Origin of the sequence: Pseudomonas sp. PDM18 (assembly GCF_014852585.1) — a bacterium.
In the GTDB taxonomy this organism is placed as follows: Bacteria; Pseudomonadota; Gammaproteobacteria; order Pseudomonadales; family Pseudomonadaceae; genus Pseudomonas.
In genome coordinates this window covers 326,466-348,345 of the sequence record NZ_JACVBX010000004.1, presented here as the reverse complement: position 1 = coordinate 348,345, position 21,880 = coordinate 326,466, and the positions used below count along the sequence as shown (strand labels likewise).

Here is a 21,880-nt window from a genome sequence, read left to right as displayed (position 1 = left end):
ACCTCTTTTCTTTTTCCAGACCCGTGGCGCGGCCCCGTATGGCGGCGTCACAAGGTTCTCACGCAGCGCCCGCCGATGGGGCCTCGATGCCCCACACCCAACGAGGCGCTGCGGAGTCACTTTCAACTGCCCAGAAAACCCATGCCCCTGAACCAGTTCATCCCCAACCGGCTGATCGGCTTCGGCCAGATCTACCTGCAGGCCGACGCGCGCTTCGGCCTGATCCTGCTGCTGACCATCGCCTGGTCCGCACCGCACCTGCTGCCCGGCGCCCTGCTCGGCGCGCTGCTCGGCCCGCTCACTGCACGCTTCGTGCGCGAGCCACAGGCGGACATCGACGCCGGCCTGCACGACTACAACCCGATCCTCATCGGCCTGCTGCTACCCTTCCAGTTCCAGTGGTCGCTGGGCCTGGTGATGCTGACCGTCGCCGCCATCCTCACCAGTGTCGCCGTACAGGCCGTGCTGCTGCGTCAGTCGCGGCGGCGCTTCGGCCTGCCGGCCTATACCTCGGCCTTCGTGCTGCTGGGTTGGGTCTCGGTAGCGCTGGGCAAGGCGCTCGGCTTTGCGCCGGCCAGCGGTGCCGGCTGCCTGTCCTGCGGCGCGGCCAACCCGCTGCTGGACTCCACTGCACAGGGCTTCGGCGAAGTGATCTTCCTCGCCGAGCCTCTGGCCGGCCTGACCATCGCCCTCGGCCTGCTTCTGGTTGAGCGCCGCGCCGCCTTCTGGGCGCTGGCCGGCGCTGCGGGTGCACTGGCCCTGGCGCCGCTGTTCGACCTGCCGACCGCCTCGGCCCAGGCCGGCCTGCTCGGCCTGAACGGCGCCCTGGCCGGTATCGCCCTGTCGCTGCGTTTCCGCAGTCCGCTGGCGCCGCTGTGCGGCATCGTCCTGGCGGTGCTGCTGCAGCCGTGCTTCGCCCTGGTTGGTCTGCCGTCGTTCACCGCACCCTTCATCCTCGCCTGCTGGCTGGTAATCCTTGGCCAGCGCGCGCTGGAAGCGCTGCTGCATGATCCGCGAAGGGAAAACAGCGGCCCGCGTGTATAGTCGAGGGCCCTCTTCCGGCGACGGATCGCAGCGATGAACTTCGTGAAATACCAGGCCCTGGGCAACGACTACCTGGTCTATGCCGGCGACGCCCCCTTTGCCCTGAGCGCCGCACAGATCGAGCGCATCTGCGACCGCCACCACGGCATCGGCTCCGACGGCATCCTGGTGGCCAACCACAGCGATGCCGCCTTCGGCCTGCGCATCCTCAACCCCGACGGCTCCGAGGCGGAGAAGAGCGGCAACGGCCTGCGCATCTTCTCCCGCTACCTGTGGGACTGCGGGCTGGTCGCCGGGCAGCCGTTCGACATCGTCACCGCCGGCGGCACCGTCACCAGCCAGGTGTCCGACGAAGGCCGCAGCGTGGAAGTGTCCATGGGCCGCGCCGAGTTCACCTGCGCGAAGATTCCGGTGCTGATCGACGCCCCCGAGGCGCTGGACTATCCGTTGGAAGTCGACGGTGTGGCGCTGAAGATCAACGCCGTCTCCATGGGCAATCCGCACTGCGTGGTGTTCGTCGAGCACACCAGCCGCGAGCTGGCCTGCCGCCTCGGGCCGCTGCTGGAAAACCATCCGCTGTTCCCCCGCCGGACCAACGTGCAGTTCGTCCAGTGGCTGTCCCGCGACGCGCTGCGCGTGGAAATCTGGGAGCGCGGCGCCGGCTACACGTTGTCCTCGGGCACCAGCAGTTGCGCCGCGGCTTCAGTGGCGCGCCGGCTCGGCCTGTGCGACGAGCACATGGGGCTGCAACTGGCCGGCGGCCGCCTGGAAATCCGCGTCGAGGACGACTTCCAGGTGACCATGCGCGGCGCCGTGCAACGGGTCGCCGGCATCGATCTGGACCCGGAAGCCTTCGCCAACCTCGGCTGATTCCTCGGCTATTCCAGACGCGACCGGCATGGATCAATGCCGGTCCGCGCGCCGCCGTCCAGACTGCGAGCTGACACCTGCCGAAGCAAAGACTGACCGATCAATCGACGGGTAACCGCGCATTTCCCGGCATCAGACGGCATAATCCGCGCCCTTTCGCGCCCGGCCCGCCGGGGCGATCCCACTTCCTGCAGCGAAAGATGTCATGACGCTTCCAACTCCCACGCTTCTGCAGCGGCTCCAGCGCACCAGCCTGGTCCTGCGGATATTCATCGGCATGCTCTGCGGTATCGCCCTCGCCGTGCTCTGGCCGCAAGGCGCAGTGGCGGTCGGCCTGCTCGGCAAGCTGTTCATCTCCGCCCTGAAAGCCGTGGCGCCGGTACTCGTGCTGGTGCTGGTGATGGCCTCCATCGCCAACCACAAGCAGGGCCAGCGCACCCACATCCGGCCAATCCTGCTGCTGTACCTGCTCGGCACTTTCTCGGCCGCACTGGTCGCAGTGATCGCCAGCTTCACCTTCCCTTCCACCCTGGTATTGAGCGCACCGACCAGCGAACTGGCACCGCCCGGCGGTATCGGCGAGGTCATGCGCTCGTTGCTGTTCAGCGTCACCACCAACCCGGTGAAAGCGCTGCTGGAAGCGGACTTCATCGCCATCCTGGCCTGGGCCATCGGCTTGGGGATCGCCCTGCGCCATGCGCGCCAGACCACCCGCGACCTGCTCGACGACATGGCGAATGGCGTGACCCTGATCGTCCGCGTGGTCATCGCCTTTGCCCCGCTGGGCATCTTCGGCCTGGTGGCCGGCACTATCGCCGAATCCGGCTTCGACGCCCTGATCGGCTACCTGCACCTGCTGGCCGTGCTGCTGGGCTGCATGCTGTTCGTGGCGCTGGTGGTCAACCCGCTGATCGTCTTCGCCAAGATCCGTCGCAACCCGTACCCGCTGGTCCTGCTGTGCCTGCGCGAGAGCGGCATCACTGCCTTCTTCACCCGCAGCTCGGCAGCCAACATCCCGGTCAACCTGCAACTGTGCGAACGCCTGGGCCTGCACGAGGACACCTACTCGGTGTCGATCCCGCTGGGCGCGACCATCAACATGGCCGGTGCGGCGATCACCATCAGCGTGCTGACCCTGGCGGCGGTGCACACCCTCGGCATCGCAGTCGACCTGCCCACCGCCCTCCTGCTCAGCGTGGTCGCCTCGGTCTGCGCCTGCGGTGCATCCGGCGTGGCCGGCGGCTCGCTGCTGCTGATCCCGCTGGCCTGCGGCCTGTTCGGCATTTCCAGCGAAGTGGCGATGCAGGTGGTGGCGGTCGGCTTCATCATCGGCATCCTCCAGGATTCGGCCGAGACCGCGCTGAACTCCTCCACCGACGTGCTGTTCACCGCTGCGGCGTGCATCGCCGAAGGCGACGTGGACGAGCCGCAGGAAGGCGAGCGCGCCTGACCCTTCTGCCGGGGCGAACGACGCCCCGGCACTCTCCTCCGCCCCGCCACTCATCGGCAGCCGCACGCCAGCGTCACCCGCACTCAACCCGTTTCGCCCACCTCCTTCGTCACAAGCAGCATGGACGGACGCCATGGTGGCGTTCCGGAGTGCCGGCCGCCTTCCAGGCCGCGAGGTGAGCACATGCCCTTTCGATTCCACCCACTGATCCTCGCCATGGCCGGCGCGCTGGCCAGCCCTTCGCTGCTGGCCGCACCGCAGGTGGCCGACAGCCGAATCAGCGCGGTCACCGTCTACACCGACCGCGCCATCGTCACCCGCACCGCCACCCTGCAGTTGCCCGCCGGCCAGCATGAGATCGCCCTGGAGCAGTTGCCTCTGCGCATCGACGACAGCAGCCTGCAGGCCTCGCTCAGCGCCAGCGCCGCCGCGACCCTGCTCGATGTCAGCAGCGCGCCGCAGGTGTCGCCGCCCTCCGAGGACAACCGCCTGCAACAACTGGACGCGCAGCTGCGCGACATCGAGCGGCAGGAGCGTGAGATCAGCGACCGAGGCAGCGTGCTGGAGAACCAGAAGCAGTTTCTCGCCGACATCCAGGCCAGCAGCACCAAGCCGGGCAAGAACCAGGCGCTGCCGAGCATCGACGAACTGAAGAACCTGCTGCAGATGAGCGAGGGCAACCTCGGCCGCATCCTCGACGAACAGCGCAAGCTCGACCAACAGGGCGAAGAGTTGCAGCAGCGCCGGCAGGAGCTGGAGAACCAGCGTAGCCACCTGGCCGGCGACGGCACCCACTACAAGCGCGCGATCCTCCGGGTGGCGCTGGAGAAGCCCGCACAGGTGCAACTGCAGCTCAGCTACACGCTTTACGACGCCTCCTGGCGCCCGTCCTACGACGCCCGCCTGCGCGATGGCGAAGAACAGATCGAGATGACCTACCAGGGCATCGTCCGGCAGAGCAGCGGCGAAGACTGGACCGATATCGACCTCACGCTGTCCACCGCCCGCCCCAACCTCGGCAGCAGCGTACCGGCACTCTCGCCATGGTTCGTCGACACCTTCGACCCGCGCACGGTGATGGCCGCCCGCCCCGCCCCGGCGCCAGCCGCGCCGATGATGGCCCTGGAGGCGAAGAAGGCCCAGCGCTTCGCCGCCGACGAGATGGCCGCGGCCGGCGCCCTGGCGGAAATGCCGGTGGCCGTCGCCGAAGTCAGCGGCGCCACAACCAGCGCCTCCTTCCACATCCCCGCCCGCGCCACACTGAACAGCGACGGCAGCTCGCAGAAGGTCTCCATCGCCCAGTTCAAGCTGCCCGCGACCTTCCGTTACCTGGCCACGCCGTCGCTGCGGGAAGCCGCCTACCTGCAGGCCGACACCCGCAACGCCAGCGACTATCCGCTGCTGCCGGGCACACTCAACACCTACCTTGGCAATACCTTCGTCGCCAGCGGCCAGCTGCGTGCAGTGATGCCGGGCGAGACCTTCGAGCTGGCTCTGGGCGGCGACGAGGCGATGCCGATCAAACGCAAGTTGGTCAACCGTTACACCGACTACACCGGCCTGACTGGCGGGCGCAAGCGCATCACCTACGAGTTCCGTATCGATGCGCAGAACAACCACAAGACCGAGCAGCGCCTACAGTTCAAGGACCAGTTGCCGGTCTCGCGCAACGAGCAGATCAAGGTGGCCCTGCTGGCGCCCGAAGACCAGGCCGCCAACCGCGAGGACGACGGCAAGCTGCTGTGGGACTGGCGACTGAAACCGGGCGAGAAACGCAGCACCACCTTCAAGTTCAGCGTCGAGTACCCGAAGGAGTTGGAAATCAGCGGGCTGGAGTGACGCCGCAAGGGCAGTCAATGCCCGGCAGGCCTGCTAGGCTGCCGGGCGACTTGCCCCTTCGTTGGGAGCGAAGCATGGGAAACTGCGAGCCCTGCTCCCGCATAAGCAAATAGCCTTTAAGTATTTAAGTGCCATATAACCTGTCGGCATAATCGACACTCAACAACACTGCCAAAAGGAACTGCTTGTGAAACGTCTGTTCAGCGCCTCGCTGCTGGCCGCCGGCCTCGCCCTGGCCTCCGCCGCCCAGGCCGCCCAGCCCCTGCTCAACGTCTCCTACGACGTGATGCGCGACTTCTACAAGGACTACAACGCCGCCTTCCAGAAGCACTGGCAGGCAGAGAAAGGCGAGAAGATCACCATCCAGATGTCCCACGGCGGCTCCAGCAAGCAGGCCCGCGCAGTGATCGACGGCCTGCCGGCCGACGTCATCACCATGAACCAGGCCACCGATATCGATGCCCTGGCCGACAACGGCGGCCTGGTGCCCAAGGACTGGGCGACCCGCCTGCCGAACAACAGCGCGCCCTTCACCTCCGCCACCGTGTTCATCGTGCGCAAGGGCAACCCCAAGGGCCTGAAGGACTGGAACGACCTGGTGAAGCCGGGCGTGCAGGTGGTAGTGCCGAACCCGAAGACCTCGGGCAATGGCCGCTACACCTACCTCTCCGCCTGGGGATACGCGCAGAAGCATGGCGCGGATGAAGCCAAGGCCAAGGAATTCGTCGCCCAGCTGTTCAAGAACGTCCCGGTGCTGGATACCGGCGGCCGCGCAGCGACCACTACGTTCATGCAGAACCAGATCGGCGACGTGCTGGTGACCTTCGAGAACGAAGCCGAGATGATCGCCCGTGAGTTCGGCCGTGGTGGCTTCGAAGTGGTCTACCCTAGCGTCTCCGCCGAAGCCGAGCCGCCAGTGGCCGTGGTCGACAAGGTGGTCGACAAGAAAGGCACCCGCGCCGAAGCCGAGGCCTACCTGAAGTACCTGTGGTCCGACGAAGGCCAGACCATCGCCGCGAACAACTACCTGCGCCCGCACAACCCGGAAGTGCTGGCCAAGTTCTCCGACCGCTTCCCGAAAGTGGACTTCTTCTCTGTAGTGAAGACCTTCGGCGACTGGCGCACCGTGCAGAAAACCCACTTCGCCGACGGCGGCGTGTTCGACCAGATCTATACCCCGAACTGATTTGCCGGTAGGGGAAAGACAAAAGCCGGAGCTGCCCAGCAGCTCCGGCTTTTTCATGGCGTGGCAATCCTCAGCCGGGCCAGCCTGTATCGCGCAACGCCGCCAGCAGACGCTCCCCGCTCAGCGCCGGCACCAGCACACCGTCATCGGTACGCATGTCCTTGCCGGCCAGCAACACATTGACGATGGCTTCCTCCACCGCCTCGGCGGCGGCGGAGAACAACGGCGAAATGTGGTCGTTGTTGACCATCTCCAGCGCCGTGGCGAAAGGCAGATCCTTGCGCCCGTAGTCCGCCGGCGGCAGGTCGCGGTTGCCAGTGGCGAAGGCGAGGAAGATGTCGCCGCTGGAGTCGTCGGTGCCGCCACCCGTGCGGGCGATCCCCAGCGAAGCGCGCTGCGCCAGGCGCTGGCACTGGTGCGGCAACAGTGGCGCGTCGGTAGCGAGGACCACCACGATGGAGCCCATGCCCGGCGTGCCTTGCTCGGCGAAGGGTGACGGCAGGTCGCCCAGCTGGCGGCCGACCGGGTAACCATCCACCCGCAGTTCACGGCGCTGGCCGTGGTTGGCCTGCACCAGCGCTCCCACGGTCCAGCCGCCCTGCTCCGCCGGCAACTTGCGCGAGGAGGTACCGATGCCGCCCTTGAACTCGTGGCAGATCATCCCCGTGCCGCCACCTACCGGGCCTTCACGTACCGGGCCGGATTCGGCCGCGGCCAGCGCCTCGCGCACCTGTTCGGCGCCGATGTGCTGGCCCCAGATGTCGTTGAGCAGCCCGTCGTAGGTTTCCATCACCACCGGCATGCACCAGTAGATGGACGGGTCCGCCAGCTCGGCATGCTCGGCGGCGATCAGCGCATCGCGCACCGTGCCGACGCTGTGGGTGTTGGTGATGGCGATGGGCGTGGTTAGCAGACCCGCCTCGCGAATCCACTCGAGGCCGGTGGCGTCGCCGTTGCCGTTGAGCACGTGGCAGCCGGCGAAGCAGGGTTGTTGCCGCGCCGCCCCTTCACGTGGTTGCACTACCGTGACGCCGGTGCGCACGGCCTTGCCGTCGCGCTTGCCGATCAGGGTGCTGTGGCCGACGCGGATGCCGGGAACATCGGTGATGGCGTTGAACTCGCCGGGAGTGCCCAGGCCGAGGGTGATGCCGAGTTGACGAGCGCGCATGCTGTCTCCTTCGTTTTATAACTTCTGGAAGGCCGGGCTGAGCTTGCCGTAGGTGCTGTAGAGAATCACCGACACGGCCAGTATCCCGACAATGATCATGACGTCCCGCGAGGAGGCGTCCAGTAGCAGGTTGAGCAACAGGTAGCCGGCGCCGACCACCGCAAGCATCGCCGGCAGCGGCCACAGCGGCATGCGGTACGGATGCTCGCGGTCGCGGCGCAGCACGCGGCTGAACAGCGCGCAGAGCGCCACCACCAGGTAGACCATCACCAACAGCAGCACGGTGAAGGAGGTCAGCTCCTCCAGGTTCGAGCTGAAGCTCAGCGCCGCCGAGGGCACGCCGAGGAACAGCGTGGCGATCCACGGCGATTCCCAGCGCGGGTGGATGCGGGTGAAGGCGCGGTTCATCAACGGTGTCCACAGTTCATCGCGGCCGCTGCTGAAGATCACCCGGCCGACCTGGATGACGATGGCAACGATGGCGTTGAACACCGAGAGGAAGATGCCGGCGCTGACCAGTCGCGACAACGTCGCGTTGCCGTGGGCGGTGAGCAGGTAGCCGACCGGATCGGGACTGGCAATCATGTCCCTGAGCGACGGTGCGCCCAGCAGCAGTGCGGTCAGCGGGACGATCTCGATGACCACCACCAGCACCAGCGACCAGATCACCGCGCGGTGCACGTTGCGCCCGCCGCACTTCATGTCCTCGGCCAGCAACACCGCGCCGCCGAAACCGTTGTAGGAGAACAGCGCGGTACCCACGGCGCCGATCACCAGCGCCCAGGGCGCGGCGGCCAGTATCCCGCCGTCAATGTGCTGCGGCTGCACCAGCACGCTCACCGGTTGGCTGACGTGGCCGAAGCCGAGCACCACGATCACCAGTAGCGCCGCCACTTCGCAAAGCAGGAACACCCCGGTGATCCAGGCATTCACGCGGATGTTGAGGATGCCCAGTACGTAGCTGGCGGCGACTATCACCAGGGCGACGGTCTGGGTGTCGAAGTTCGTCCCCAGGGCGTTGTTCAGGTAGGTCGCCGCGCCCGTCGCCAGCACCGGCGGAATGAACAGCAGCGAAACCAGCACCGTGAGGAAAGTGGCGTAGCCGGCGAGACCACCGAACACGCGCTTGGCGTAGACATACTCGCCGCCAGCGGAGCTGTGGGCGCGGCCGAGCTCGGCGTAGCACCAGGCGAACATCAGCGCCAGGAAGCCGGCGAAGACGAAAGCCAGGAAGGCGCCGCTGCCGGCCTGCTGGATGGCGAAGGGCGCGATGACGAAAACGGAGCTGGCGGGGGTGACCGCCGAGACGGTGATGGCGACTACGTCGAGCACGCCCAGGCTGGGCTTGAGCGCGCTCGCTGGCGCAGGGGAAGCGCTCATATCGTTGTTTCCTCGTGTTGTTATTGGTGGCTGAGGCAGGAACGAAAACCTTGTTGCGCCCTCTTGCTCGGGGCGTCAGGTGGCGCTGAGTCTGTGCGTGGCAGGCAAAGCGGCCAATCACCATTTGGGGTTACGCCCCCTTGACGGCGAACCGGTAAAAGGAGGAAACCGTGGGCCGAACCCACGCTTGCCGGAGATCGTCCGCCGATGCACACCCTGTTCCGCGAGGTCGGCATGCACGCCAACCTCGGCCGCGCCATCGAGCAGATCGGCCAGCCGCGCTTCTGGAAGCAACTGGTCCTGCTGCTGCACCAGTGGCTGCCGTTCGATAACGCCCTGGCGATGTTCTACCCAGCCAGCGGCACCCCGGTGGCGCTGGAGGAATACGACGCCGAGCCCACCGCCGGCCCGGCGGCCATGGCCATCTACCTCGACGGGCTGTTCCAGCTCGACCCGTTCTACCAGGCCTGCCGCGACGGCGTGCCCAGCGGGCTGTATCGGCTGGAGGAAATTTCCCCGGACCAGTTCCGCCAGAGCGAGTACTTCCTCAGCTACTTCCACGACAACGTGCTGGAGGACGAGGTGCAGTTCATCCTCCAGCTTCCCGGCCAGGGCGCGCTGTCACTGTCACTGGGCATGCGCAAAATGTTCGATGGGGAGCAGATCGGCCTGCTGGCGATGCTCTGCCCCTGGGTGCTGGCGCTGATGCAGCAGCACTGGCAGCTGCGCAGCCAGCGCCTGCTGCCGGGCACAAGCGAGGGTGTGGCGGTGCAGGTGCGCGATGCCCTGAGCCACTTCGGCGCCGGCGTGCTGTCCGAGCGTGAGCTGGAGATCGCCCGGCTGATCCTGCGGGGTTACTCCTCCAAGGCCATGGCCGAGCGCCTGGCGATCTCGCCGGAGACCATCAAGGTCCACCGCCGCCACCTGTACAACAAGCTCGACATCTCCTCGCAGCCAGAGCTGTTCTCGCTGTTCCTGCAGTCGCTGGGGCATGATCCGCAGAATCCCTGAGCGTCGCTTCAGGCCAGGGCAGCCGCCATCCGCGCGGCTGATGGCCCACCATTCGCGCCCACCGGGACACCCCGCTGGCGCTGCACGGACACTACCGCGTGCTCGTCAGGCTTCTAGACTGGACCCGTGCCATCCAGACACGCCACGACTATCACAAGAGAGCACAGCCTGATGAACGCACGCGCCAACTTCACCCACATGGAAGACGGCAGCGCCGAGGACTGGGCGATCATCGCCAAGGACTTCGGCCAGTACGCCGCGCTTCTGCCCGACCGGATCATGACCCACCTGCGCCTGCTCGACGGCGACTTCGGTGGCTTCCCGGTGGACCGCCTGACCCACTCGCTGCAGACCGCCACCCTGGCCCACCGCGACGGTCGCGACGAGGAGTACGTGGTCTGCGCCCTGCTCCACGATATCGGCGACACCCTCGGCTCGTTCAACCACGCCGACATCGCCGCGGCCATCCTCAAGCCGTTCGTCAGCGAGGCGAACCTGTGGATGATCGAGAAGCACGCGATCTTCCAGGGTTACTACTTCTTCCATCACCTGGGCCTGGACCGGCACCTGCGCGAGCAGTTCAAGGACCACCCGCAGTTCGAGCAGACCATCGAATTCTGCGCGCGCTACGATGCCGCCGCCTTCGATCCGGACGGCGAAGTGCTGCCCCTGGAGTTCTTCGAACCCATGCTGCGCCGGGTCTTTGCCCAGCCCCGCCGCTCGATCTACCAGAAGCCCGACGGCACGATGGCCTGAGAGTCCCGAGGTGACCGGCGGTCCGCGACGAAGAGTGGCGAACCGCCGCTGGTCCGGGGGCTGCGCATGGAATAAGATTCCTCCCAAAATCAGACGCGCAAGTGGCCACGAGCCTACGCGCACCAGGGAAGTTTCTTGCGCATGAAGCCTAACGTTCTTGAGCGTGCCAGCAGTCCGCTCACCCCCGCCCCTCTGCGCGAATACCATTCCCGCGTGCTGGCGTATATCGCCATCGCCGCGACTATCACCGCCGGCACCTTCGCCAAGTACTTCGGCTACGAGATCCTCTGGATGATCCCGTACGCCCTGCTCTACCCGCATCTGGCCCAGCAGGTCAGCCGTCGCTTCAAGCGCGACAACCCGCAACGCACGCGCCTGGTGCTGCTGTTCATCGATGCCCTGCATGCCGGCATCGCCACCACGCTGCTGGGCTTCTCCGAGGTGCCCAGCCTGATGCTGGTGCTGATCCTCGCCTTCTCCGCGCTGATCATTGGCGGCCTGCGTTCCCTGGGCCTGGCGCTGCTGGTGGCACTGAGCGCCGCAGTCCTCAGCGCCGCGCTGATCACCCCGGCCTACAAGGGGCAGACGCCGAGCATCGTCGCGCTGGTCAGCGTGCTGTTCTCCACCCTGTACATCTGCATCACCGCTTTCTTCGTGCACCAGCAGGGCCTGCGCCTGGCCCAGGCCCGCTCGGACATCACGCTGGAGCAGGAAAAGGCCGCGCGCCTGGCCAGCAACCTGGCCAAGTACCTGTCGCCGCAGGTGTGGGAATCGATCTTCAGCGGCAAGCGCACAGTGCGCCTGGAAACCCAGCGCAAGAAGCTCACGGTGTTCTTCTCCGACATCAAGGGCTTCACCGAGCTGTCCGAGGAACTCGAGGCCGAGGCCCTCACCGACATGCTCAACAACTACCTCAACGAGATGTCGAAGATCGCCCTGAAGTACGGCGGCACCATCGACAAGTTCGTCGGCGACTGCGTGATGGTGTTCTTCGGCGACCCGGCCACCCAGGGCGCGAAGAAGGACGCCGTGGCCGCCGTGTCCATGGCCGTGGCCATGCGCAAGCACATGAAGGTCATGCGCCAGCAGTGGCGTGCCCAGGGCATCACCAAACCGCTGGAAGTGCGCATGGGCCTGAACACCGGCTACTGCACCGTGGGCAATTTCGGCGCCGACACGCGCATGGACTACACCATCATCGGCCGCGAAGTGAACCTCGCCAGCCGCCTGGAAAGCGCCGCCGAAGCCGGCGAGATCCTCATCAGCCACGAGACCTACTCGCTGGTCAAGGACGTGCTGATGTGCCGCGACAAGGGCCAGATCGCCGTGAAGGGCTTCAGCAAGCCGGTACAGATCTACCAGGTGGTCGACTTCCGCCGCGACCTGGGCTCCAACCCCAGCTTCGTCGAGCACGAGGTGCCGGGCTTCTCCATGTACCTGGACACCAACAACGTGCAGAACTACGACAAGGAACGGGTCATCCAGGCGCTGCAGCAGGCGGCGGAGAAGCTCAAGGACAAGATCATTCTCTGATCCTCGCGGCCTCTTTACCGAGTCCGTGTTCTCTCGCCCAGGCGCCCCGCTTCAGTAACGCCCTTCTCCTTGATGCTCCCACCCGATCGCGGACGAAGTCCGCTCCCACGCTCGCCGGGCATCCTCTGGAATCCGGCAAGGCTGACGCCTTGCGTCGCGGGCATGGCCCGCTCCTAAACCCCGCCTGATACCCCGCGCCCGCTCCCCTGCAGGAGCGGGCCATCCCCACCACAACTGCTGGGCCGAGAGCGCCGCCGGGCTCCAGCTCGCGAACCCGCCCAACTCCAGAGCTGCCGGGAAACGCTTCGCGAGCAAGCTCGCTCCTGCGAACAGCCCCCGCCCTTTTCACCCGCCCATAAAAAAGCCCGCTCAATTGAGCGGGCTGGAAAGGCTCCGGCGCTTCACGTTCACCGGGCCGAATTGCTCTTTAGCGAACCCGTCAGGAAGGCTGCAGCTCCGCGGAGTTGCCAGGACCTGCGGCCAGTTCGGCGGACAGGGTCTTCTCGTCCAGCTGCTTGCACCACTTGGCGACCACGATGGTAGCCACGCCGTTGCCGACCAGGTTGGTCAGGGCGCGGGCCTCGGACATGAAGCGGTCGATACCCAGGATCAGCGCCAGACCCGCAACCGGCAGGTGGCCGACGGCGGACAGGGTGGCGGCCAGCACGATGAAGCCCGAACCGGTGACGCCGGCAGCGCCCTTGGAGGCGATCAGCAGCACGACCAGCAGCGTCAGCTGGTGGGTGATGTCCATCGGGGTGTCAGTGGCCTGGGCGATGAACACCGCGGCCATGGTCAGGTAGATCGAGGTACCGTCCAGGTTGAACGAGTAGCCGGTGGGGATCACCAGGCCGACGACGCTCTTGTCGGCGCCCAGCTTCTCCATCTTGGCGATCATGCGCGGCAGGGCCGATTCGGAGGACGAGGTGCCCAGCACGATCAGCAGTTCTTCGCGGATGTAGGAGATGAAGCGCAGGATGCTGAAGCCGTGGGCGCGGGCGATGCCACCCAGCACGATCAGCACGAACAGCAGGCAGGTGATGTAGAAGCACAGCATCAGCTGGCCCAGCTGCACCAGCGAGCCGAGGCCATAGGCGCCAATGGTGAAGGCCATGGCACCGAAGGCACCGATGGGAGCGACCTTCATGATCACGTTGATGATGTTGAACATCACGTGGGTGATGCGATCGATGAACTCGAACACCGGCTTGCCGTAGTCACCCAGGCGGTGCAGCGCGTAGCCGAACAGCACGGAGAAGAACAGCACCTGGAGGATGTCACCGTTGGCGAAGGCGCCGACCACGGTGCTGGGGATGACGTTCATGAAGAAGTCGATGGTGCTCTGCTTCTCGCCCGAAGCGATGAAGCCGGTGAGCGCCGCGTTCTTGTTCATTTCGGCGGTCAGCGTGGCGACGTCGGCGTGCATGCCGGCACCCGGCTGGACGACGTTGACCACGACCAGGCCGATGATCAGCGCGACGGTGGAAACGATTTCGAAGTACAGCAGCGCCATGCCGCCCGTCTTGCCCACGGCCTTCATGCTCTGCATGCCGGCGATGCCGGTAACCACGGTGCAGAAGATGATCGGCGCGATGGCCATCTTGATCAGTTTGACGAAGCCATCGCCCAGCGGCTTCATCAGTTTGGCGGTGTCGGGGTAGAAGTGGCCGAGTGCGATACCGATGGCGATGGCGATCAGTACCTGCACGTACAGGCTTTTGTAGAAGGGTTGCTTGGTCATGGCAGCTCTGTCCTCACGGGCGAGTGCTCCCTGGGAGGAAACACAAGACCGAACGCGTTATCTCCCTGCAATGGGAGAATTTGTTTTCAGGGCATGCCAGAAGGCAGGCCTTGATCGCATATGGCAAGTGCTGTGCCAGACCTTTAAAAAATATGTAATCCCTTTAAATTCAATAGCTTCCGTAAAAAGTCGCGGCACGGAAGGCCTCAGAAATGGCGGAAACCCGCCTCCGTACTGGCGGGTTTCCCGCCCTCTGGCGGGTATCCGCCACGGCCTTCGTACCGTAGATTGTAGAACTCCGATCAGGTTCGATCGGGTTAACCGCGCGGCTGTTGGACGTGCGGCCAGAACAACAAGGACCGCTCATGCGTGAACGCACCATTGCCAGCCATTTCGTCCGCGCCGCCGTCCACGGGGCCCAGCGCAAGGGGCTTGATGTCCAAGTCCTGCTGCGTGACGCCGGTATCGCCCCGGCCATCCTCGACGAGCCCCGCGCACGCATCGATCCGTCGCAGTTCACCTGCCTGATGCAACGCCTGTGGGAAGTGCTCGACGACGAGTACATGGGCTTCGGCGCCATGCCCAGCAAGCGCGGCACCTTCGCCATGATGTGCAACGCGATCATCCACTGCCGCACGCTGGAAAAGGCTCTGGGACGCGGCGCGCTGTTCTACGGGCTGTTTCCCGAGGCGCCACGGATCGAGCTGGTGCGCGACGGCGACCGCGCCCGCCTGACCCTGGACGAAACGCACCTGCGCGACCCGGACCACTTCCTCGCCGAGAGCCTGCTGCTCATCTGGCACCGCCTGGCCAGCTGGCTGATCGGCCAGCGCATCCGCCTGGAGGAAGCCACCTTCAGCTACCCGGCGCCCGAGCACCAGGCCGAGTACGACCTGCTGCTCCCCTGCCCTCGCCGCTTTTCTGCCGGCAGCACCAGCCTGCTCCTGCAGGCGCGCTACCTGGACATGCCGCTGCTGCAGGACGAGCGCACGCTCAAGCACTTCCTCAAGGATTCCCCCGCCGACCTGCTCGCCCGCCCCGATGGCGGCGACAGCCTGACCAGCCAGATCCGCCGCCTGCTCGGCCGCGACTGCCGCAGCTGGCCGGACCTGGAACAGGTCGCCGCGCAACTGCACATGAGCCCGCAGACCCTGCGCCGCCACCTGCGCGAGGAGGGGCCGAACTTTCAGGAGCTGAAGGACCAGCTGCGCCGCGACCTGGCGATCTACTACCTGGGGCGCGCTGAGCTCTCGATCCAGGACATCGCCGACCAGCTCGGCTTCTCCGAGCCTTCGGCGTTCCACCGGGCATTCAAGAAATGGACGGGGTTGACGCCGGGGGCCTACCGGGCGCAGCAGGGGGAATAGCTCGGTTTCAACCTGTAGGAGCGCCTGCGCCCAGGCCGTAGGGCGCATAACCCGGAACGGGTTATCCGCCGATTGCTCTCGCGGCGGATAACGCTGGCGCATTATGCGCCCTACGACCTAAAACGAGACTCCGGTGAGTGGGCGTTCGCGAGCAAGCTCGCGAACCCGAACCGGCTCCCGACTACCCCGGCAGGCGAATGCGGAAACACGCCCCGCCCAGCGCGGAATCCTCCAGCGCCAGCTCGCCGTCGTAGCTGTCGATGATGTCCTTCACCACCGCCGTGCCGATGCCCTGGCCGGGGTGCTGGGTGTCCAGGCGCTCGCCGCGCTTGAGGATACGTTCGCGCTGGCTGGCCGGCACGCCGGGGCCGTCGTCCTCGATGATCAGCTCGAACAGCCGGCCGTTCTTGCGTGCGCTGACCTTTACCGTGGTCAGGCACAGGCGGTAGGCGTTCTCCAGCAGGTTGCCGAGCAACTCCAGCAGGGCGCCCTTTTCCAACGGCAGGGAAAAGCCCGGCGGAATCTCCCGCTCCAGCTTCACACGCTTGTCGCGGTAGACCTTGTCCAGCGCACCGCCGATAGTGTCCAGCAATGGGTCGAGTGCCGCGCGGTGGCGGATCAGGCCGCTCTTGCGCATCGTTGCGCGCTGCAACTGGTAGCCGATCTGCTGGCTCATGCGCTCGATCTGGGTCTGCAGCACCTGCACCTGCTCGCGGTTCTTCGGCTCGTCGGCGAGGGTTTCGCTGACGCCCTGCAGCACCGCCAGCGGCGTCTTCAGGCTGTGGGCAAGGTCGCCCAGGGAGTTGCGATAGCGCTCGCGCTGGGCGCGCTCGCTTTCCAGCAGGCGGTTCACCGAGTCGGTCAGGCGCAGCATCTCGGCGGGGTGATCGTCACTCAGGCGCTCGCGGTCGCCGGTCTCGATCTGGTCCAGTTCCGAACGCAGGCCGCGCATGGAGCGGAAGCCCCAGCCGAGGCCGAGCCACAACAGGCCCAGCAACAGCAGCAGCGCGCCCCCCAGCCAGAGGTAGAGCTGGTCGCGGAAGCCGCTGACCAGCTCGCGGAACTCGCTTTCCGGCTGCATGGTGACGATGCTGTAGGCCGCACGCTTGCCACCGAGCAGGTCGATCTCCACGTCGTAGACGAAGAACTCCTGGCCGGTGGCGTCGCGGATGCGGGTGAACTCGTCGATCAGGCCGTCGTACTTGGGCGAGTAACTGACGCTCTCGTCCTGGGCCGAGGTGGAGCGCCACACCAGCCTGCCGGACTGGTCGTAGATGAAGCCCAGCAACTTGGACTCGGGGAGGTTGAAGTCCTCCACCGGCAGGTGCTCGGGCATGCTCAGGACATTGCCCTCGATGCGCGCCGAGGACACCAGGGTCGCCACGTCCGCCGCCAGGCGCTGCTGGATGGCGTTCTCCAGGGCGATGCTGAACGCACGCTGGAGAGCCGGCAGCAGCGCCGCCATGAACAGCACGGCGAGAATCGCCGCACCGATCATTAGCCGCAGCCGCAGCGAGCGGATCATTTGCACAGCTCGTTGAAGATGTAGCCCTGGCCGCGCACGGTATCGATCGGTTTGAAGCCCGCAGCGGTCTCGAGCTTGCGGCGCAGGCGGCCGACCAGCACCTCGATGACGTTCGGGTCGCGCTCATCGTCGTCCGGGTAGAGCTGCTCGATCAGCCGTTCCTTGGCCACCACCTGCTGGTGATGGCGCATGAGGTACTCGAGGATGCGGTACTCGAAGGCGGTCAGTTGCAGCGATTCGCCGTTGACCAGTGCCTGTTTACGGTTGATGTCCAGCACCAGCGGGCCGGCCTCGATACTCGACTGCGCAAAGCCGCTGGAACGGCGCAGCAGCGCGTTCAGCCGTGCCTCCAGCTCTTCGAACTGGAAGGGTTTGACCACGTAGTCGTCGGCACCGGCGGCCAGGCCTTCAACCTTGTCCTGCCAGTTGCCACGAGCGGTGAGGATGAGAATGGGGAAGGTCTTGCCCTGGCTGCGGAATTCGCGGATCAGGTCCAGGCCGCTCATGCCCGGCAGGCCCAGGTCGATCATTGCCAGATCGTGATGATATTCGGCGGCGCGGTACAGCGCCTCTTCGGCGTTGGCCACGGCATCGACCACATGGCCTTGCTCGCCGAGCCGGGTATACAGGTGATGGCGCAACAGCGCCTCGTCTTCCACCACCAGCAGTTTCATGCGCGTGCTCCCTGAGTCAGGCAACCGGGCCGCGCGGCCCGGTTGCGTTACCGGTCAGAACTTGTAGTTGGCGCCCAGGTAGAACTGGGAGCTGCTGTGCAGGTCAAGGGATCCCACCTTGCCACCGCCGTGCGGGCTCATCTCGGTACTCGCGTTGGTACGCAGGTAACGGTAGCCGCCTTCTACAGATGCGTTCTTGCCGAGTTCCTGGAGGATACCGGCTTGGGCGCCGATGGCGTAACCCACATCGCTGTCGCGGCTGTAGCCCTTGGAGTCCTGCTCCAGCTTGACCAGGCCGGCGGTGCCGCCGCCGAACAGCTTGGTGCCCTGGTCGCCCAGCGGCAGGAAGGCGTCGTAGCTACCGAGCAGGTTCTGCTGGCGCAGCTTCAGGCCATTCTCGGTATCGGAAACGTTTTCATAGGTGATGTAGTAGCGGCCCTGCTCCATCTGCTGGCCGGCGCGTACGCCCCAGGTGCCGCTGTTGTTGATCACACTGTCGAACTTCGGATTGTCGAGGTTGCGGTTCAGCGCGTCGGATTTCTGGATGTTGTTGCTGGTTTCACCCCAGGTCATACCGACGAAGGTGTCGGCGGCGTTAGCTGCGGTAGCGGCGACGCTGGCACCGAGGATGGCAGTGGCGAGGGCGATTTTCTTCATGGCTTTCATGGGGTTTCTCCCGTAGGGGTCAGTAATGTGTTGACGGGGAGAAGGTTACGGAGAGGGCACTGAACCGAACCTGTCGGACTGCTGAACCAATGCTGAACGACATCGCTGTATGAAAAAAGAATAACGCACGTAGGCTTTTGCCCACACACAGCGCAGGGACTAGGCTCAATTCCAGTCGTTGGCGGGAGGCTGACCTAATGACTGAAGAGACCGGACCCGGCACGGATAAAGGCAAGGAAACCCGGCTGTTCCTGTTCCTCGTGATCTGCCTGTTCCCTCTGCTGTCCGTGGCCATCGTCGGTGGCTACGGCTTCATCGTATGGATGTACCAGCTGATGGTGGGGCCGCCCGGCCCGCCGTCGTAGTGCGCCGCCATGCTCGCCCGTCGTGCCCTGTTGCGGCGCCTGGGCGGTGCGCCTGAAGTACGTCGCCCGCCATGGACTGCCACCGACAGCGAATTCCTCGAAGGCTGCACGCGCTGCAATGCCTGCGTCGACGCTTGCCCCGAGCAGGTGCTGCGCATCGGCGATGGCGGCTACCCGCAGCTGGATTTCAGCCACACCGGCTGCAGCCTGTGCGGCGACTGCGCACAGGCCTGCGAGGCCGGGCTGTTCGACCTTGGCCGCCCGGCCTTCGCCTGGCGCGCACAGATCGACGACCGCTGCCTGGCCCGCGCCGGTATTCATTGCCGCAGTTGCGACGACGCCTGCGAGCCGCGTGCCATCCGTTTCCGCCCGCAGCTCGGCGGACCGTCCCTGCCCCAACTCGATCCTTCCCTGTGCACGGGTTGCGGCGCCTGCGTAGCGCCCTGCCCCGGCCACGCCATCCACCTGAACCGCGAGGCTCCCCATGCCTGAGACTCGGTTGCCCGAGAGCATCCAGATCGCCAGCCTGATCGTTCACTCCCGCCCCAAACTGCTGGAGGCCGTGAAGGCCAATCTGTTGCGCCTACCGGGTCTGGAAGTTCACCAGCAGAGCCCGCAGGGGAAGCTGGTGGTGGTGCTGGAGGCGGCTCACGAAGCCAGCATTCTCGACAACCTGAACGCCATCCAGAACCTGCCGGGCGTGCTCAACGCCGTGCTCATCTACCACGAGATCGTGGATTCGCCCGAAGCCTTGCAGCTCGCCGATAGCCCCCTGATTGCCCAGGCCGGAGGTGCCCAATGAACCTGACTCGCCGCCAGTTTGCCAAGGCCAATGCCGCCGCCATCGCCGCGGCCGCCGCCGGCCTGCCGATCCTGAGCTCCGCCAGCAACCTGGTCACCGAGGCGGACATGACCCGCCTGGACTGGAACAAGGCGCCCTGCCGCTTCTGCGGCACCGGCTGCAGCGTGATGGTCGCCACCCGCGACGGCAAGGTGGTCGCCACCCACGGCGACATCAAGGCCGAGGTCAACCGCGGGATCAACTGCGTGAAGGGCTACTTCCTGTCCAAGATCATGTACGGCAGCGACCGCCTGACGCGCCCGCTGCTGCGCATGAAGGACGGCAAGTACGACAAGCAGGGGGAGTTCCAACCGATCAGCTGGGACGCCGCCTTCGACATCATGGCCGAGAAGTTCAAGGCCGCGCTCAAGGCCAAGGGCCCCACCTCCGTGGGCATGTTCGGCTCCGGGCAATGGACGGTGTGGGAAGGCTATGCCGCCAACAAACTGTTCAAGGCCGGCCTGCGCAGTAACAACATCGATCCCAACGCCCGGCACTGCATGGCGTCGGCGGTGATGGGCTTCATGCGCAGCTTCGGCATGGACGAACCCATGGGCTGCTACGACGACATCGAGGCCACCGACACCTTCGTGCTCTGGGGTTCGAACATGGCCGAGATGCACCCAGTGCTCTGGTCGCGGGTCACCGACCGCCGCCTGAGCGCGGGGCAGGTCAAGGTCGCCGTGCTCTCCACCTTCGAGCACCGCAGCTTCGACCTGGCGGACATCCCCATGGTGTTCAAGCCGCAGACCGACCTCTACATCCTCAACTACATCGCCAACCACATCATCGAAAGCGGCGCGGTGAACCGCGACTTCGTCGACAAGCACACCCGCTTCGCCCACGGCGCCGAAGACATCGGCTACGGCCTGCGACCGGACAACCCGCTGGAGAAGCAGGCGAAGAATGCGGACAAGGCCAACACCTGGAGCGACATCGGCTTCGACGAGTTCGCCGCCTTCGTCAAGCCCTACACCCTGGAACGCACCGCCAAGGAAAGCGGCGTGCCGGCCGAGCGCCTCAAGGCCCTGGCCGAGCTGTATGCCGACCCGAAGCGCAAGGTAGTGTCGTTCTGGACCATGGGCTTCAACCAGCACACCCGCGGGGTCTGGGCGAACAACCTGATCTACAACATCCACCTGCTCACCGGGAAGATCAGCGAGCCGGGCAACAGCCCCTTCTCCCTTACCGGCCAGCCCTCGGCCTGCGGCACTGCCCGCGAGGTGGGCACCTTCGCCCACCGCCTGCCGGCCGACCTGGTGGTGACCAACCCCAAGCACCGTGAAACAGCCGAGAAAATCTGGAAAGTGCCCGCCGGCACCATCCAGGAAAAGATCGGCTTCCACGCCGTGCAGCAGAGCCGGATGCTCAAGGATGGCGTGCTCAACGTCTACTGGACCCAGGTCTGCAACAACATGCACGCCGGGCCGAACATCATGCAGGAGGTCCTGCCGGGCTGGCGCAACCCGGAGAACTTCGTGATCGTCTCCGACGTCTACCCCACGGTCTCGGCCCAGGCCGCCGACCTGATCCTGCCCAGCGCCATGTGGGTGGAAAAGGAAGGCGCCTACGGCAACGCCGAGCGCCGCACGCAGTTCTGGCACCAGTTGGTGAAGGCGCCGGGCGAGGCAAAATCCGACCTCTGGCAACTGGTGGAATTCTCCAAGCGCTTCACCACCGACGAGGTCTGGCCCGCCGAGCTGCTGGCCAAGGCGCCGGCGCTCAAGGGCAAGACGCTCTATGAGGTGCTCTTCAAGAACGGCCAGGTCGACGCCTTCGGCGGCGAGCAGATCGCCAAGGGCTTCGAGAACGACGAGGCCAAGGCCTTCGGCTTCTACATCCAGAAGGGCCTGTTCGAGGAATACGCCAGCTTCGGCCGTGGCCACGGCCATGACCTCGCGCCCTTCGACGCCTACCACGAGGCACGCGGCCTGCGCTGGCCGGTGGTAGACGGCAAGGAAACCCGCTGGCGCTACCGCGAAGGCTACGACCCCTATGTGGCCAAGGGCAGCGGCCTGCAGTTCTACGGCTACCCGGACAAGAAGGCGATCATCTTCGCCCTGCCCTACGAGCCGCCGGCGGAAGCGCCGGACAAGGACTACCCGTTCTGGCTATCCACCGGCCGCGTGCTCGAACACTGGCACACCGGCAGCATGACCCAGCGCGTGCCCGAGTTGTACAAGGCGGTGCCCGACGCTGTGGTGTACATGCACCCAGACGACGCGCGCGACCTGAAGATGCGCCGCGGCAGCGAGGTGAAGGTGATCAGCCGGCGCGGCGAAATCCGCGCGCGCATCGAAACCCGCGGGCGCAACAAACCGCCGCAGGGGCTGGTGTTCGTGCCCTTCTTCGATGCCAACAAGCTGATCAACAAGGTCACGCTGGACGCCACCGACCCGATCTCCAAGCAGACCGACTACAAGAAATGCGCGGTGCGCATCGAACTGGTCAGCCTGGCCTGAGG

At 65.8% G+C, this 21,880-nt stretch carries 19 protein-coding genes; 13 read left to right on the top strand and 6 right to left on the bottom strand.

Translation table 11 applies throughout. From position 1 onward, the window contains the following. Positions 1 to 141 precede the first annotated feature (141 nt). From IB274_RS11690 to IB274_RS11670, 5 genes are all read left to right on the top strand, one after another. The gene (locus tag IB274_RS11690) at positions 142 to 1,044 is read left to right on the top strand and encodes an urea transporter (RefSeq protein WP_192432072.1); all 903 of its coding nucleotides are present in this window, start codon (positions 142 to 144) and stop codon (positions 1,042 to 1,044) included. A gap of 33 nt (positions 1,045 to 1,077) precedes the next feature. Continuing rightward, complete coding sequence (gene dapF / locus IB274_RS11685) at positions 1,078 to 1,914, top strand: diaminopimelate epimerase (RefSeq protein ID WP_192432070.1); 837 nt, start codon at positions 1,078 to 1,080, stop codon at positions 1,912 to 1,914. A 205-nt stretch (positions 1,915 to 2,119) separates the two neighbouring features. Further along, positions 2,120 to 3,364, top strand: a complete 1,245-nt coding sequence (sstT, locus tag IB274_RS11680) for a serine/threonine transporter SstT (protein ID WP_192432068.1) — start codon at positions 2,120 to 2,122, stop codon at positions 3,362 to 3,364. Between the two features lie 183 nt (positions 3,365 to 3,547). Beyond that, positions 3,548 to 5,203: a mucoidy inhibitor MuiA family protein gene (locus IB274_RS11675; RefSeq protein ID WP_225614811.1), complete on the top strand. Its 1,656-nt coding sequence runs from the start codon at positions 3,548 to 3,550 to the stop codon at positions 5,201 to 5,203. A gap of 187 nt (positions 5,204 to 5,390) precedes the next feature. Continuing rightward, a complete protein-coding gene (locus IB274_RS11670) occupies positions 5,391 to 6,389 on the top strand; it encodes a sulfate ABC transporter substrate-binding protein (RefSeq protein WP_192432067.1) in 999 nt (332 codons plus the stop codon). Positions 6,390 to 6,459: 70 nt separating this feature from the next. Here the strand turns inward: IB274_RS11670 and IB274_RS11665 are convergent, their stop codons facing one another. Both IB274_RS11665 and IB274_RS11660 read right to left on the bottom strand, forming a co-directional pair. Further along, complete coding sequence (locus IB274_RS11665) at positions 6,460 to 7,557, bottom strand: P1 family peptidase (protein ID WP_192432066.1); 1,098 nt, start codon at positions 7,555 to 7,557, stop codon at positions 6,460 to 6,462. Between the two features lie 15 nt (positions 7,558 to 7,572). Next, positions 7,573 to 8,937: an APC family permease gene (locus IB274_RS11660; RefSeq protein WP_192432064.1), complete on the bottom strand. Its 1,365-nt coding sequence runs from the start codon at positions 8,935 to 8,937 to the stop codon at positions 7,573 to 7,575. 207 nt (positions 8,938 to 9,144) lie between these two features. Here IB274_RS11660 and IB274_RS11655 point away from each other — a divergent pair, with 207 nt between their 5' ends. The 3 genes from IB274_RS11655 to IB274_RS11645 all read left to right on the top strand — a co-directional run bounded on the left by IB274_RS11655 (position 9,145) and on the right by IB274_RS11645 (position 12,237). Next, positions 9,145 to 9,948 carry a helix-turn-helix transcriptional regulator gene (locus tag IB274_RS11655; protein ID WP_192432062.1) on the top strand — a complete coding sequence of 268 codons (804 nt, stop codon included), beginning with the start codon at positions 9,145 to 9,147 and terminating at the stop codon, positions 9,946 to 9,948. A 171-nt stretch (positions 9,949 to 10,119) separates the two neighbouring features. Next, on the top strand, positions 10,120 to 10,704 hold the full coding sequence (locus IB274_RS11650; protein ID WP_081518080.1) for an HD domain-containing protein: 585 nt from the start codon (positions 10,120 to 10,122) through the stop codon (positions 10,702 to 10,704). Between the two features lie 141 nt (positions 10,705 to 10,845). After that, entirely contained in the window at positions 10,846 to 12,237 is a 1,392-nt protein-coding gene (locus IB274_RS11645; RefSeq protein ID WP_192432061.1) for an adenylate/guanylate cyclase domain-containing protein, read from the top strand. Positions 12,238 to 12,676: 439 nt separating this feature from the next. Here IB274_RS11645 and IB274_RS11640 read toward each other — a convergent pair whose 3' ends face one another. Next, positions 12,677 to 13,978, bottom strand: a complete 1,302-nt coding sequence (locus IB274_RS11640; protein WP_138526068.1) for a dicarboxylate/amino acid:cation symporter — start codon at positions 13,976 to 13,978, stop codon at positions 12,677 to 12,679. A gap of 365 nt (positions 13,979 to 14,343) precedes the next feature. Between IB274_RS11640 and IB274_RS11635 the strand changes: the two genes are divergently transcribed. Beyond that, a complete protein-coding gene (locus IB274_RS11635) occupies positions 14,344 to 15,345 on the top strand; it encodes an AraC family transcriptional regulator (RefSeq protein WP_192432059.1) in 1,002 nt (333 codons plus the stop codon). 181 nt (positions 15,346 to 15,526) lie between these two features. Here the strand turns inward: IB274_RS11635 and IB274_RS11630 are convergent, their stop codons facing one another. Genes IB274_RS11630 through IB274_RS11620 form a run of 3 tightly spaced genes read right to left on the bottom strand, consistent with a single transcriptional unit; the run spans position 15,527 to position 18,210 of the window. After that, entirely contained in the window at positions 15,527 to 16,870 is a 1,344-nt protein-coding gene (locus tag IB274_RS11630) for an ATP-binding protein (RefSeq protein ID WP_192432058.1), read from the bottom strand. Then, a complete protein-coding gene (locus IB274_RS11625) occupies positions 16,867 to 17,544 on the bottom strand; it encodes a response regulator (RefSeq protein ID WP_192432057.1) in 678 nt (225 codons plus the stop codon). The genes IB274_RS11630 and IB274_RS11625 overlap by 4 nt, the downstream gene beginning before the upstream one ends. A 54-nt stretch (positions 17,545 to 17,598) precedes the next feature. Then, positions 17,599 to 18,210, bottom strand: coding sequence for an outer membrane beta-barrel protein (locus tag IB274_RS11620; RefSeq protein WP_192432056.1), 612 nt, complete (start codon positions 18,208 to 18,210; stop codon positions 17,599 to 17,601). Positions 18,211 to 18,407: 197 nt separating this feature from the next. Between IB274_RS11620 and napE the strand changes: the two genes are divergently transcribed. From napE to napA, 4 genes are read left to right on the top strand one after another with little or no spacing between them, the layout of a single operon-like run. Next, on the top strand, positions 18,408 to 18,575 hold the full coding sequence (napE, locus tag IB274_RS11615) for a periplasmic nitrate reductase, NapE protein (protein WP_138526074.1): 168 nt from the start codon (positions 18,408 to 18,410) through the stop codon (positions 18,573 to 18,575). Positions 18,576 to 18,584: 9 nt separating this feature from the next. Next, complete coding sequence (napF, locus tag IB274_RS11610) at positions 18,585 to 19,067, top strand: ferredoxin-type protein NapF (protein WP_192432055.1); 483 nt, start codon at positions 18,585 to 18,587, stop codon at positions 19,065 to 19,067. A 7-nt stretch (positions 19,068 to 19,074) separates the two neighbouring features. Beyond that, positions 19,075 to 19,377: a chaperone NapD gene (locus tag IB274_RS11605; RefSeq protein ID WP_192432162.1), complete on the top strand. Its 303-nt coding sequence runs from the start codon at positions 19,075 to 19,077 to the stop codon at positions 19,375 to 19,377. Next, positions 19,374 to 21,878 carry a nitrate reductase catalytic subunit NapA gene (gene napA / locus IB274_RS11600; protein WP_192432054.1) on the top strand — a complete coding sequence of 835 codons (2,505 nt, stop codon included), beginning with the start codon at positions 19,374 to 19,376 and terminating at the stop codon, positions 21,876 to 21,878. The genes IB274_RS11605 and napA overlap by 4 nt, the downstream gene beginning before the upstream one ends. Positions 21,879 to 21,880: the final 2 nt, after the last annotated feature.

Bases quoted from the DNA above. Each gene is read 5' to 3' on its own strand.
- IB274_RS11690 (WP_192432072.1), top strand. From the start codon at position 142: ATGCCCCTGAACCAGTTCATCCCCAACCGGCTGATCGGCTTCGGCCAG.
- dapF (WP_192432070.1), top strand. From the start codon at position 1,078: ATGAACTTCGTGAAATACCAGGCCCTGGGCAACGACTACCTGGTCTAT.
- sstT (WP_192432068.1), top strand. From the start codon at position 2,120: ATGACGCTTCCAACTCCCACGCTTCTGCAGCGGCTCCAGCGCACCAGC.
- IB274_RS11675 (WP_225614811.1), top strand. From the start codon at position 3,548: ATGCCCTTTCGATTCCACCCACTGATCCTCGCCATGGCCGGCGCGCTG.
- IB274_RS11665 (WP_192432066.1), bottom strand. From the start codon at position 7,557: ATGCGCGCTCGTCAACTCGGCATCACCCTCGGCCTGGGCACTCCCGGC.
- IB274_RS11660 (WP_192432064.1), bottom strand. From the start codon at position 8,937: ATGAGCGCTTCCCCTGCGCCAGCGAGCGCGCTCAAGCCCAGCCTGGGC.
- IB274_RS11655 (WP_192432062.1), top strand. From the start codon at position 9,145: ATGCACACCCTGTTCCGCGAGGTCGGCATGCACGCCAACCTCGGCCGC.
- IB274_RS11650 (WP_081518080.1), top strand. From the start codon at position 10,120: ATGAACGCACGCGCCAACTTCACCCACATGGAAGACGGCAGCGCCGAG.
- IB274_RS11645 (WP_192432061.1), top strand. From the start codon at position 10,846: ATGAAGCCTAACGTTCTTGAGCGTGCCAGCAGTCCGCTCACCCCCGCC.
- IB274_RS11640 (WP_138526068.1), bottom strand. From the start codon at position 13,978: ATGACCAAGCAACCCTTCTACAAAAGCCTGTACGTGCAGGTACTGATC.
- IB274_RS11635 (WP_192432059.1), top strand. From the start codon at position 14,344: ATGCGTGAACGCACCATTGCCAGCCATTTCGTCCGCGCCGCCGTCCAC.
- IB274_RS11630 (WP_192432058.1), bottom strand. From the start codon at position 16,870: ATGATCCGCTCGCTGCGGCTGCGGCTAATGATCGGTGCGGCGATTCTC.
- IB274_RS11625 (WP_192432057.1), bottom strand. From the start codon at position 17,544: ATGAAACTGCTGGTGGTGGAAGACGAGGCGCTGTTGCGCCATCACCTG.
- IB274_RS11620 (WP_192432056.1), bottom strand. From the start codon at position 18,210: ATGAAAGCCATGAAGAAAATCGCCCTCGCCACTGCCATCCTCGGTGCC.
- napE (WP_138526074.1), top strand. From the start codon at position 18,408: ATGACTGAAGAGACCGGACCCGGCACGGATAAAGGCAAGGAAACCCGG.
- napF (WP_192432055.1), top strand. From the start codon at position 18,585: ATGCTCGCCCGTCGTGCCCTGTTGCGGCGCCTGGGCGGTGCGCCTGAA.
- napA (WP_192432054.1), top strand. From the start codon at position 19,374: ATGAACCTGACTCGCCGCCAGTTTGCCAAGGCCAATGCCGCCGCCATC.